Source organism: Planctomycetia bacterium, from assembly GCA_021413845.1.
GTDB lineage: Bacteria > Planctomycetota > Planctomycetia > Pirellulales > PNKZ01 > PNKZ01.
The window spans coordinates 66705-79607 of the sequence record JAIOPP010000006.1 but is presented as its reverse complement, the minus strand read 5'-3'; the positions used below and the strand labels follow the sequence as shown (position 1 = coordinate 79607).

Genomic DNA, 12903 nt, shown 5'->3' with positions numbered 1-12903 from the left:
AGCACCCGCCTGGCAAAAACATTCGGAATGACCCGAAAACGCCGCTATTACCGTCTATGCGCAAAAATAAGCTCGGCGGGCGCACCCGGAATGGGTGTCTACTCGTCGGTGCGGAAAGTGATCGCCGGCAGGCCTTCTTTGTTGAAAAGATTCACCAACGGGTTCCACGCCCAACCGTAGCGTACATGCTTCGGCTCCGGCACGTCGGGCGACGAGACGACGATCGTATCTCCCTCGATCACGGCATCGGCCCACACGAATTTCTTATCCTCTCCGGCGACGACGAACCCGGTGAGCTTCGGATCCCCTGCGCGCACCGTGAGCCCACCGCCGATGTGTTTGAAATGCAATCGGACGCGATTCTTCATCGCCGGATCGATTTCCATCTTCGTGAACGTCGGGCCCGAGTCGAGCAAGTCTTTCTCGCCGTAGACCATGCGTCGGGCAACGAGCGAAAGCCGTCGGCCGACTTCTTGCTTGTTGCGCGGATGAATGTCTTCGCCGCCGATGTCGATCGTCATGGCGAGTCCCGCGTTGGGCACCATACGCGCAGTGCGCCATTGCGATTCACGAATCTCGGCCCAACCCGGCTCGACCGGTAGCTTTTGCAGCGGGTTGTAGTTAGCCAAAGAGACGATCAGGAACGGAAAGTCGCCGACCTGGAAGCGTTCGCGCCAGTCGGCGATGAGCGTCGGCAGCAAGCGGCGATATTGCAACCAGCGTGGTCCGTTCGCTTCTCCTTGATACCAGAGCGCCCCTTTCAGCGCAAACGGTGCGAGCGGCGCGATCATGCCGTTGTACATCGACGTGATCGTTTTGTAGTTGCGAACTTTCGGCTGCGGAAACGGCAGTTTGATCTCGGTTATCGCGACCGCGGCCTTCCCTTTCCAAGTTCCCGCCGGTCGAATCGTCGTCGTTGTTTTTTTGTTCATCGGCACGAGGTTCATGTGCTGCGGCAGCGAGCAGAACCCTCCCGGTCCCGTGTGGTTCAAAATCGCGACGGAGAGCAGATTCGCACCCGGCTTCACGAGCTTCCGATCGATGACGTAGTTGCGGCTCCCTTTCAGCTGCGTCGAGCCGATGAGGGTGCCGTTGAACCACACGACATCGACATCGTTGATGAGCGAGAGTTGCAGTTTCAGATCGTCGCCGATCCAATCTTGAGGAATATCGAGCGTGCGGCGAAACCACGCGAGACCATCGAACCCCGAGAAACCGGCCTCTTCCCACGGCTTCGGAACTTCGATCTCGCGCCACGCACCGGCCTTCGCATCGTCATGGTTCAAGTCGACGGCCGACGCATATCGGAGGCGCGCACTATTCGGATCGACCGCGGCCACCCAGCGCTCGATCTCGGCGAAGTAGTCGTCGGAGCCGCCGTCGGCCTTAGCCCATTGCTCGACTTCGTCCAACTGCGCGGGAAAGTCTTCCGGCATCTTGTTGCGCAGTGCCTCGGCGCTCACCCAAGTTTCGGCATACGTCGCGCCGACCGAACTATGAATGATGCCGATCGGAACCTTCGTCGTCTTATTGATTTCACGAGCAAAGAAATAACCGACGCCGGAAAAGTTCTTCGCAAACTCAGGGTTGCAGACTTCCCACTTCGCAGGGGGCGGCAACTTCTGCGGCACGACCGCAGGATAGAAATTCACCGTAAACGAACGGATGTGCGGATTGTCCGCCGCCGCAGCTTCCTGCGCACCGTTTTGCGCCAGACGCACCGGCCAATTCATGTTCGATTGCCCGGAGCAAAGCCACACATCGCCGACGAGCACGTTCGACAGCGTCACTTCTTGTTCCGACGATTTGATCGAAAGCTTATGCGGGCCTCCCGGCGCGAACGGGCCGATCTTCGTCGACCAACGGCCGTCGGTTCCCGCAATCGCCGTCGTGCCGCTCTTAGCGCCGTCGAACGACACCGTGATCTCATCGCCCGGCTTGCTCCAACCCCAAATCGGCGCGGCGATCTCGCGCTGCAATACCATGTCGTCGGAGAACAACGGATGCACCAGCGGCAACGGCCGCGGCTGCACCGGCCACCACGCCTCGGGCTTCGTCCCCATCTTCGCCGCTTCGGTCTCGGCGAACGAAAAACTCGGCGAGAGGAGGATCGTGATAGCGAGCGTGAACTGGAACGATGCGCGGAATACGAGCGCGAGCGACGAAGCGAGCATGAGTTTCACTTGAGGCGGGGGCAAACGAGGCGGGGCGCAGCAAAGGATGCGGCACGAAATCGACTATTTCGTAGGCTCTACTTGTAACCTAGCGAGCTTGAGAAGCAAGCGCTCGAGCTCGGCAAAGTAGTCGGATTCCGCCAACTGTTGCTTCCGACCGCGCAGCGCCGCGAGAGCCGCTTCTAAGCTGTCCCGTTCGGCAAGTTGAGCCGGCGTGAGCTGGGCATCGGCCGGGCTCGGCGCCAGATAGAATCGTCGGGCGGCATCGCCATCGACGGCCTTTTCGCCGAGCGAGCGTTTAACCAGCTTATCACGCTCGAAGAAGTCGGCACGCACTCCTTTGCCGTCGCCGTCGTCGTCGAGCAAGGGATGTTCGGTCGCGACCCGACCGTCGCTCTTATAAAAGTCGGCCGTATCGCGCGCCGCGGCAAGGTATGCCTCGAAGAGCGACGTTCGCTCATCCTTGTCGAGGTCGGCTCCGAGATCGGTCACGCGCTTGGCGAAGTAGCGTCCGAAGCGCGCGTAGTTTCGCTCTTGCCCGCTCTTCGTCGCCGTAACGACGACTCGGCCCGGCGCGCTGAGCGCGGTGAGAAACGGCGCGCTCGCGGCGGTCGTGTTCACGACGACCATCGGCCGGCGGCATTCCTTGAGCCATTCGGAAAGCTCTACGCTCGACACGTCCGAACCCCGTAAGTTGAAGGCCGCGGTTCGGCCATCGAACGTGCCGTGTCCGATGAAGATCAGCCAGAGCGGAACAGTCTGAGAAGCCGCGGTCGTTTCGGTTTGAAGTTGCGCTAGTAGCCGCTCTTTATCCGAACTGCTCGCAGCGGCTTCCTTGTCAGCCTCGGCCTCTTCTTCGCCGATGAGCGTGAAACGAACGTCGCTCGCGGCGGCGGTCTTACGCCAGATCGCGGTCTCTTCGGCGAAGATCTTTCCGTACCGTTCTTCCCCGTCCGCACCACGGACGACGATCAGCGTCGTCCGCGCACCCGCGACTTCCGCATTTGTTTTCCCATCGGCCGAGTTGCTCGGTGCCGCACTCCGTAAAGGCGCAGCGCTGAGGAAGACGAACGAAATGCCGAACGTGATTCGCCAAAACTTCACGGCAAGCCCCTCCAGCGCCGCAGTCCCCACTCCCCGGCCAAACACGCGATCGCCAGCCCGAAGACCCAAGCCGTATGCCAGATCGGAAACAGCGATTGCACCGTCTCCGGCACCGGACGGGCGGCGAGCTCGGAAGCGAACCGTTCGAGATCCTTCAGTTCGACCGTGTCCCCTTTCGTTTCGGTCGCAATCTTCCGCAGCAAGTCTCGATCGGGCTCCAGCCGGCGAAACTCATCGGCCGAGGGATCGTTGGTCCAGCCGGTTTCGCTTCCGCCGATCTCTTTGCCGGAGCCGTCGACGACGCTCACGCTTGCCCGATACGCCCCCGGCGCGCGGGGAACATAAGAGGCTTCATAGATCCCCGCCTCGCGCCGGCTCGGTTCCATATCGAGCGGCAAGGTCGTGCCGTCGGGCGAAACGATTCGCAGTTTCACTTGTGCGTTGTCGAGCGGGCGATAATCCGGATCACGCGCTCGCACGGCGATCCGCACCGATTGCGTCAGCTCATCGGCGACGACTTCGCTCGAAGCCGTGATGCGGCCCGGCACGTCGGCGGTGAGCCAACGCACCAGTTGCCGCCACGTTTTTTCGAGGTCTTGATTCTCCGGTTCCATCTTCAGCCGCCAGCGCCACATGTCGCCGATGAGCAGCGCCGCCGCTCGCCCGCGCCCGTAGTTTTGCACGACCAACGCCGGTTGCTCCGCACCCGACGAATCGACCGCCGCGGCCAGCACCACCGCGCCGGGCTTGATGCCCGACGTCCGATTCAACGTCCGAAACGGCGGCATCGTTTCGAGGCGGAGTCGCTCGTCGGCTTCGTTGGCTCGCAGACGAAGCCAAGGCTCGAGCCAACCTTCGCGCGTCGGCTTCCAACAATAACCGGCTTCGGGGCGCGGCATCGTCGCTGCGCTGCGCTGCATATAAACCGGCAATATGTCCGCAACCGGCGTCTTCTCGAAGCGGCCCTTCGAGAAGCCGTCGGGCCCGCCGAGCATGAGCAGGCCGCCACCGCGCTCGGAAACGAAGCGCGCAAGCAGCGCCATTTGGTCGGTCGTAAAGAGTTCGGCTTCGACGTCGTCGAGCACGACCGCATGGTAAGCGAACAGTTGATCGGCCGACTTCGGAAAGCCGTCGCGCAGTTCGTTTTCTTCTCGAATGCCGAGTCGCACGAACACCGGCTGGTCGTAGCGCTCGGTCTCGTCGTCCGTCTTATCGAAGCCGCGGAACAGAGGGTTCGACGTCTCTCCGGCCCGCGTGCGAAAGTCGAACTTCGGTTCGCGTCGCGCGATGCGCACGAGCGAGGTGAGTTCGACTTGCTTATCGTCGGCCAAGGAGCGACCGAGAAACTTATGCTCGGGATTCGGCGCGCCGCCGACATACAGCACGCGATACGGCCCTCGACCTCGATCGACTTGAACCATTCGTTCGTTGTTCGCGAGCGTCCCTTCGCGGCTCATCTCGGGCTTTTCCCAGACGCCGAGTTGCGATTTCGCCGTCGCGCGCACGCGATAGAAGGAAAGTCCCGGTTTCGCCGGTCGAAACTGAAAACGAAACGCGGCCGTGCCGTCGCGCTCGCCGGGCGTTTGCTCCTGTGTTTGCACGACTTTCCCGGCCTCGTCAATCACTTGGCAAACGAGCGGCTCGCCGGCGAATCCGCGCAATTGGGCTTCGGCCGTCAACGTGACCGGAGCATCTTCGAAGCCGGTCTGCGTCGCGGCGACTTGCGTAACGCTCACCTCCGCGGCCGGCGCCGTTTCGGGCGGCAACACAGTATAAATCGGCGGGAGCTTCGCAAGATCGGCCGGCGAAAGTACGTCGGTCGCGGAACCATCGCTCAGCAAGACGATGCCCGCGAGCGGTCGCCCCTCGAAGCGCGTCGCCAAGGCGCGGAGTGCCGTATGCAGCGACGAAGAGCGGCCGTCGAACTTGAAGTCGGCGAACGAAGTGCGCGGCTCGAGTCGATCGCCGAACGCATAGCGGCGCACATCGAAATCTTGTTTCAACCGCACGAGCCACGGCAAGCGTTCGTCGCCGAGCGTTCCACCGAGTTGCTCGGCGAAAGCATCCCCGACCGTCTTCGTGCCGGAGTCGCCGCGCACTTGCATACTGCGGCTATTGTCCGCCAGGATCAATAGAATGTTTTCGCCGGGGCGAGCGCGCGTGCCCGACCACAGGGGATCGAGCAAAATAGCCGCAAGCAGCGCGATACCGACCGCTTTCAACGTCGCCGCGGTGAAGCGCAAGCGCCGTGAACCGCCGAGCCGCAGGTAGCCCCAAGCGAGCACGGCAAGCGCGATGGTCGTGATCGCGACGGCCGGTAGTAGCCAAGCGCGCGCGCCCCACACCAGCGCTCCGAGCAGTTGTGCGGAGCTACCGCTCATCGGCCGCTCCCGAGGCGTTCGTAGTAGCGCCGCACGGCCTCGCCGAAACGATCGGGCACGGGATCGCGATCGAGCGGCACGGCGGCCTCAGGCGATTCGCGCCTTGCCAGCTCTTCATCCAGCTGTTGCTGCAGTTCGATGAGCGGGTCGTAAACTTTTTCGCGCACCAAGCTCCAGTTCGGGGCCTTCGAGTGGCGCTTCGCTTCGGTGCGGATCGCTTGTGCTTCCTCGCGCACGCGCGCCGCCTCCGAACGCAACCGCGTGCCGGGCACGAACTCTTCGACGTTGCGCAACGAGTCGGACCACTCACGCCAGTCGGGGCCGGTGAGCGCGCCATGCGAACCGGTGCCCGCTTGATTGGCGTTCGCGGTTTCGCGTTCGCCAGGCTGTGGCCGGCTGCTCGGCTTGCCTGGCGACGACGACGGCTTACCCGACGACCCTTGGCCCGACGAGGCTTGCCCCTGCCCTTCACCCTGTCCCTGCCCTTCACCTTGTCCCTTGCCTTGTCCCTTGCCTTCACCTTGGCCTTTCCCTTCGCCTTCTCCCTCACCCGGCGACGGCTGCGCTCCCTTGCCGCGCAAGCCCGGCGTGCGGCCTGCCTGAGCCGAGGGGCTCGGCGCTTTGCCTTCACCGGGCTTATCTCCACTCGGCTTTCCTTCACCGGGCGCATCCCCCTTGCCAGGCGCATCGCCTTTCCCCGCTTGTCCTTCTTTGCCTCCAGGCTGATCTCCGGGCATCGGTTTTTCTCCCGGCGAGCCGCTCGGCGATTCGCTGCCGGAAGGAGTTCGCCCTTCGCTCGGAGTAGCTCCCTTACCGCTCCCTTTCGCTTCGGGCTTCTCGTTCGCGCCCGATGCGCCGCTGGATTCCGAGCCGGGTTGCTTACCAGCTTCCTTGCCGGGCTCTTTACCTTGCGCTTGCTGCGAGCCTTCGCCCTCTTTCTTGTTCGCGTTACCGTTACCGTTACTGTTGGACTGTGCCGCGCTTGCTTGTTGCGAGTTTTTGTCGGCAGGATCGTTGCCGGCCCGATCTCCCGGCTTGCCGCTTGGCGCGGCGCTCGGATCTTCGCGCCGAAGTTCTTCCTCGAGCGCTTGCGCAAGGCGGTCGACTTCGCTTTTCGCGCGGCGCAAGCTTTCGATATCGTTGCCGAGCACCCCTTGGCTCGCCTTCTCGATCTTGTCGCGCAGTTGGCTGATTCCTTCGCGGGCCCGAGGTTCGACTTTCTTCGCTTCTTGCGACAGTCCGTGCTCGACTAGTTGACGAAGCATATCGACCGCTTGCGGCGTCTGCTTCTGGCTCGATTCGCGAATCGCGTCGTAGAGCTGCTTGGTCAGGAGCGGCTCGTTTCCTTCGGCGCGCTCGGTGATTTCGCGCGCTTGATCGAGCACGCCGGCGAGCTCCTTCTGCTGACCGGCGAGACGTTCGGCCAGCTTCGGCTCCGCGGCGGTTCCCTTCGATTTCAAACCGGCTCCCTTCGGTTGCTGTTTGTCATCCGCCAGTTCTCGGCCGATCGCTTGTTGGCGGTCGTCCAACTGCTGGGCTCTGTCGAGGAGATCGCGCACTTCGTCCGCAAACCGGCCGGCGGTTTTTTTGCGGAAGTCTTCGCGCAGCTTGTCGAGCCCGCTCTCGGCGCGAGCACCCGCGGTCAGCGCTTGCGGGGTTTGCCCCTTCTCCAGCGCATCGGAAGCCTGCCGAATGTTCTCGCGAGTCTCTTCCAGCTTCTTGCTCGCTTCGGCGAGGGGTTCGTTATGCTCCGGCTTGTCGAGCTTGTTCTTAAGTTCGTCGACGTTGCGCAGCTGCTCGCGCTGCTCGTCGCGGAGGCGCTTGAGCTGCCGTTCGAGTTCCTTCTTTTGCTCTTCATTTTTCGCCGCTTCCAAGGCCGCTTGGAGTTCCTTGATCTTCTCGTTCATGTCTTCTTGTCGACGGGCCAACTCGCGCAGCCGATTCAGAAACGCTTCCCGTTCGCGTTGAGCGGGCGTCTCGTTCGGGTCGGCCGACTTCCCTCGCTTTTCGTAGCGGTTCTCTTCTTCGCTGAGTTCCAGTTGATCGAGCTTCTGGCCCGCCGGGCTTTCGGCACCGCCCCCGCCTTGCGCATTCTTCATACGCATGATGCGGGTCTCGCGAGCCCGAAGTTTGAGCAAACCTTGATAGGCGGCCTGCTCCGGCGGCAAGGCTTTGTCGAGCGGTGGAAGCGTGGCTGAGTCGGCCGCGGCGGTGAGTTCCGCCTTGGCGGCTTGCATTTGCTTCTCGATCTCGGCGACGATCGCGAGCGCATCGGGCGAACGGAGTTTCTCTTTCATCTTCTCCAACGAATCGAGCGTCTTTTGCTGCGCTTCGGCGATCACGCGCACATCGGAACCGTAGGGGGCCGAGGGTTTCTCGCCGCTTTCGCGCCGGCGCAGATTCCACGTCGCGGAGATGATCTCTTTTTGCAGCTTCGCCGTTTCGTCGACGGGCGACTTTTCTCCCGGCGGTCCCCCTCCTTCCATCGTCGATTCGCGGAAAATCTCTTCGAACGGATTCACCTCGGCGAAGTAGATGTCGCTCGTCGTGCGGCGCAGTTTGCCGTCGGGCCCGAGGTCTTCGGCCCACACGTGCCATGCCAGGAGTTCGTCGGGAACCGCCTTCAAGTCTTCGAGCGCGAGCAAGTGCTTGCCGCTCCGCTTTTCCTTCGCCGGGAGTTTCTCGCCGAGCGTCAACGAGCTCGTCTTCTTGCCGGTCAACTCGTAAGCTAAGCCCCACCGGACCACCCCGAAATCGTCGGACGCTTCCACTTCCAACGGAACCTCTTGCAACGGCGACACGGCCACGTCGTTGCGCGGAAACAAAAGTTTCAATTCCGGCGGTCGGTTCGGCACCACCTCGACGACGAACTCGACGTTCTCACGGTTCTTGCGGCCGCGCTCGTCGACAAGCTCCAGTCGCCAACGAACGCTCTTCGATACGACTTGCGCCGCGATGTAAAGTTGCTTGTCATCGGGAGACGGGGCGAGCGCAATCGCTTCCCCTTCCGCGGGGACTAGGCTTGCCGAAGCGACCGGTTTGTTCAAGCGACAAAGCAGCTTGACCTCGCTCCCTTCGAGCACGCTCAACTGCCGCACGTCTTCGATGCGTCGCTTGGGAAGCTCGGTATATGAAGGATAGTTCAACTCCGCGTCGGCCCGCTCCAACTCGGGATAGTCGAACACCGAGACCTTGAACTCGCGCGAAGTCTGATCCTCGAACGTCAGACGATAGGTGAGATCCGCCCGCACTTCCGGAACGCGGGCCGCGAACACCGGATCGCTCAAGCTCTGCACGAGCGGGTGTCGTTGTTCGCCCGCTACGTCGGTGGCGTGCAGCACGGCTTCGCGCGGGAGTTTGATCGGCTCGGGAAAACGGGCGAGCACCAGCAGATCGGTTCCTCGCTCGAGTTCGACGTCCCCCGGCTCGACTTCGAATTTCCAAAGCGGTTTTGCCGGCGTTTCATCGGCGGCGACGCTCGTCTCCATCCCGCTCTCGCGGCGTTGCGAGAGCATCTGAAGTCCGAACATGAGCAGCACGATCAGCGAGACCGCACCCTGCGCGACGGCCCACATCCGCAGTTCGCTCGTCGGCACGGTCTCCCGCCAACGAGCGTGCGTCAGCGAGTGGATGCGGGCCTCTTTAATCAATTCCTGTTCGAGAAAACCTCGCTGCCCGGTCATCGAGGCCCGTTCTTGCTCGAAGGCCGCGAGTAGTTTCGTTTGCAGATCGGGATAGCGCAGCTCAACCTCATGAGCCACCTTGCGCAAATCGAATTTCCGTAGCTGAGCAACGGCGACCGCCACGGCGGCGGCTCCGATCGCTCCGAGAAACAGGCCGCCTCCGAGCCCGGCGCGAAATCGATCGGGCACGATGAAATACGTCGCCGCTAGAGCAACGATCGCCACGATCCAAACGATCGTCAGACTGCGCCACAGAGCTCGTCGCCGAAAGCGAGCCGCGACCGATCGTAGTTCGCCTTCCAGCGTATTCGGATTCTTCATGCGACCGACTCCCGCCGCGCAACGCGGCCTGCATACCATGTTTCGATCACGATCACACCCAATGCCGCAGCCAAACACCAGCGCCACAACTGCTGCCGCGATTCCATTTCTCGGACCTGCAACGTCTGCCGTTCCGCGATCGTCTCGGGCGTCGTCGGCGTCTCCGCTTTCGCGAGCCGCACCCCGAGCGATTCCAGCGCTTCGACCGCGAGCGGCGCGGTCTTCGATTCCTCGGCAGGCACGTTCACTGCGATTCGCCGTAGCCCTGCCCCGGAGCGCACTTCATAGATACCGGGCCCATCGGCGAACGCGAATCGCGGCGCTTCGATACCGACGGTCGTTTCTCGTCCAGCGGGCGAGCGAACAATCCAGGGCCCGGGCGATCGAGCAGAAACGACATCCAATTTCGCCGTGCTTTCCGGCTTCGCAGTAGAAGTTGGGGTCGCCGTCGGACTCGATGCCGACTTCGATTCCGCGGGCTCCGCGACGGCGCTGAGATGCGCGAGGTCGATCGTCGCGCCGGTTTCGTAGTTCGCGATCGCCGGCGGGCGACGGCTTCCGAGATCGACGAGCGTCGTCATCAGCGGTATGAACTTGCTGGAGACACCGAGCTGACTTTCGCGCGGCTGCCACCCGGAAGCGAAGAGTACGATCCGGCCCGAGCCGCGCGAGACTTCCAATACCGCGGGGTCGCCGTCGTCGAAGCGAGCGAGCACGCGAACCGTTTTCGTCGCGACGTCGTCGAGCGTTGTTTTGCGATGTCGCCAGAAGCGAATCTTCGTGAAATCGGAGAAGCGCGGATCGGCCAGCGGCGCGAAGATCGGATGCTTGAAGTCGATCACCCCCATAAGAGCATACTCGCGCGCGCGATCGGCAGCGGCGATCTTGATGCGGCTCGGCTCGGCGAGCTCGGCGGGAAGCAGCGCTCGCCACGCTGCGTCGGCGGAGCTTTCGAGCACCGCGGTCGCAGCGCCTCCCCGCTCGATCCACGCCGCGAGTGCTTGGTTCCACGCCTCGGAGATCGGCTTCTCGGTCGCGACGACGACCAACGCGACGTCGTCGAGGTCGCGCTCCTTAGGGGCGCGCAACCCCGGCACCGCCGGGTCGATCGTTTCGACGACGACGACGCGCGCGGCTTGCGCATCGCTAAAGGCCCGTTCGAGAAAATAGCGGAGTGTCTGCGGATCGTCGGCCTTTTCCGTCGCGAGGTGCAGGATGCGCAGCCGTTCTTTCTTAGGGGGCACGAACCAGACGTCATTATCGAACGGTTCTTCGTCGCCGCGCAAGACGAGTTGCGCCGTTTCGCCGGCCGGCAACGGAGGGCTGCGCACGATCCTGGTTTGGCCGGGCGGCACATAGGTCTTCACTGTCGGAGCGTCCGCCTCGGCCGTCTTGCCGACCGATTGCCACACCAAGTCGAACGACTCGCGCTTCGAGTCCGCGGCGTTCGTCACCAACACGCGCGGGCTCTTCGCCGCCGGTTCGGTCTTTTCGACTCCGGCTTGTTTGGTTTCGGTCCGCTCGGTTTTGGCTTGGTCCGTTTCGAGCGTCGTCTCCAGTGCGTGCAGGCCGGCGTTCGCCGTTTCGAGCGCGAGCGGAACGACACGCAGTTCAACCTGCTTCGGCCATTCGTAGCTCTGTAAGCCGGTCGTCCGGCTCCCAGCTTGCAAGTCGGAGATCAGCACGATGCGGTTCGATCGCCGCACGTCGAGCGCTTGCTTCTCGCCGGCCCGAGCGCCGTCGCCGGCTTCATCATCGGCCGCATCGAGTTCTTCCGCCGCCGCAGTCAGCGCGAAGTCCAATCGCGTCGCCGACCAGGAAGGTTTCAATTCCGACAACGCAGCCTGCGCGAATGCGGCTCGCTCGCCGAGCGGGGCGGAGCGCCATGTTTCGAACGTCAGCGCTCGATGCGTCGTCGCGTCGAACGCCAGGACCGCGATCTCGTCGTGCGGACCGGAGGCGGCGACGATGGCGTCGGCTTCCTTTAGGGCTCGTGTCCAAAGATCGCCGCGGCGCATGCTGGCGCTGGTGTCGATGAGCAACACCGTGCGACTTCCGACCGGCACATCGGATTGCGATTCCAACAGCTCGCGCAACAACGGCCGCCCGAAAGCGAGCGCCAACAACACCAACACCAGGGCGCGCAACAACAGCAGCGGCCAGTTCTCCAGGCGGCTCCGACTCGTCACGCGCGGCGGCGACGGCGCGAGGAACATCAACGTGCTGAACGGCAGCCGATCGCGCGGCGTGCGGCGGAAGAGGTGAAACAAAATCGGCAGCGAAACGGCCGCGATTCCCGCCACGACGAACCACGGAGCGAGGAAGCTCATGGGCTACCCCCCTTGCTTCCCGACGACATGGCTCGTCGTCGGGTCGGGCGGCCGCGCCGCGAACGGCTTTGCAGGTAGTCGAACAGCGCTTGCTCGAGCGGGCGATCGGTCGTGAGCCGAACGAGCTCGACCCCCAAGCGATCCGTCAACGCTTGCAACTCTTGTTGATGTTCCTCGAACCGACGCAGATAACCGGCACGCGTGGCTTGCGGGTCGACATACAACTCGCGACCGCTTTCGACATCGACGAACAAGGCCGGATCGGGAAACTCGAAACGAACTTCCGTCGGATCGAGAACTTGGAAAATCGAGACTTCATGGCCGCGCGAAGTGAGCGCAGCGAGTTGCTGCGACAGGCCGTCGAGCGGAGCCAAGAGATCCGAGACGAGCACCACGGCGCCCCGTTTGCCGAGCAGCTCGGCGACGCGCTCGAGCGGCTTCGTCAAGTTGGTCGAAGTCCCCTCGGCGGGCCGATCGAGCAACAGCATCAAGCGCCGCAGATGGCCGGGGCGATAACGAGCGGGAAGATAATCGAGGAGCTGATCGTGAAACGTGGCGAGGCCGGCGGCATCGCGCTGCGAGTTGAGGAAGTAGGCGAGCGTAGCGGCGAGCGTGCGCGCGTAGTCGGCCTTCGTGAAGCCGAGCGAACCGTAGTCCATCGAGCGGCTGAAGTCGACGACCAAGTGGCAGCGAAGATTCGTCTCGTCTTCGAAGCGCTTGATGTAGTAGCGATCGCTGCGCGCGTAGAGTTTCCAATCGAGATAGCGCGGATCGTCGCCCGGAGAGTATTGCCGATACTCCGTGAACTCGACGGAGAAGCCGTGAAACGGGCTCCGATGCAGGCCTGAAAAGAAACCTTCGACGACGAAGCGAGCCCGCAGCTCTAGATTCTTGATGCGCATCAGCGCGG

6 protein-coding genes are annotated in these 12903 nt (G+C 63.0%); all 6 read right to left on the bottom strand.

Annotation, left to right across the window (positions count from 1 at the left end):
* Window positions 1-98: 98 nt before the first annotated feature.
* Window positions 99-2174 carry a hypothetical protein gene (locus tag K8U03_00855; protein ID MCE9603431.1) on the bottom strand — a complete coding sequence of 692 codons (2076 nt, stop codon included), beginning with the start codon at window positions 2172-2174 and terminating at the stop codon, window positions 99-101.
* Window positions 2175-2237: 63 nt separating this feature from the next.
* Window positions 2238-3278: a hypothetical protein gene (locus tag K8U03_00850; GenBank protein MCE9603430.1), complete on the bottom strand. Its 1041-nt coding sequence runs from the start codon at window positions 3276-3278 to the stop codon at window positions 2238-2240.
* Window positions 3275-5659, bottom strand: coding sequence for a glutamine amidotransferase (locus K8U03_00845; GenBank protein ID MCE9603429.1), 2385 nt, complete (start codon window positions 5657-5659; stop codon window positions 3275-3277). Before K8U03_00845 ends, K8U03_00850 begins: the two co-directional genes overlap by 4 nt.
* On the bottom strand, window positions 5656-9663 hold the full coding sequence (locus tag K8U03_00840; GenBank protein MCE9603428.1) for a hypothetical protein: 4008 nt from the start codon (window positions 9661-9663) through the stop codon (window positions 5656-5658). The genes K8U03_00845 and K8U03_00840 overlap by 4 nt, the downstream gene beginning before the upstream one ends.
* The gene (locus tag K8U03_00835; protein ID MCE9603427.1) at window positions 9660-11993 is read right to left on the bottom strand and encodes a BatA domain-containing protein; all 2334 of its coding nucleotides are present in this window, start codon (window positions 11991-11993) and stop codon (window positions 9660-9662) included. The genes K8U03_00840 and K8U03_00835 overlap by 4 nt, the downstream gene beginning before the upstream one ends.
* Complete coding sequence (locus K8U03_00830) at window positions 11990-12895, bottom strand: DUF58 domain-containing protein (protein ID MCE9603426.1); 906 nt, start codon at window positions 12893-12895, stop codon at window positions 11990-11992. Before K8U03_00830 ends, K8U03_00835 begins: the two co-directional genes overlap by 4 nt.
* Between the last annotated feature and the right edge of the window lie 8 nt (window positions 12896-12903).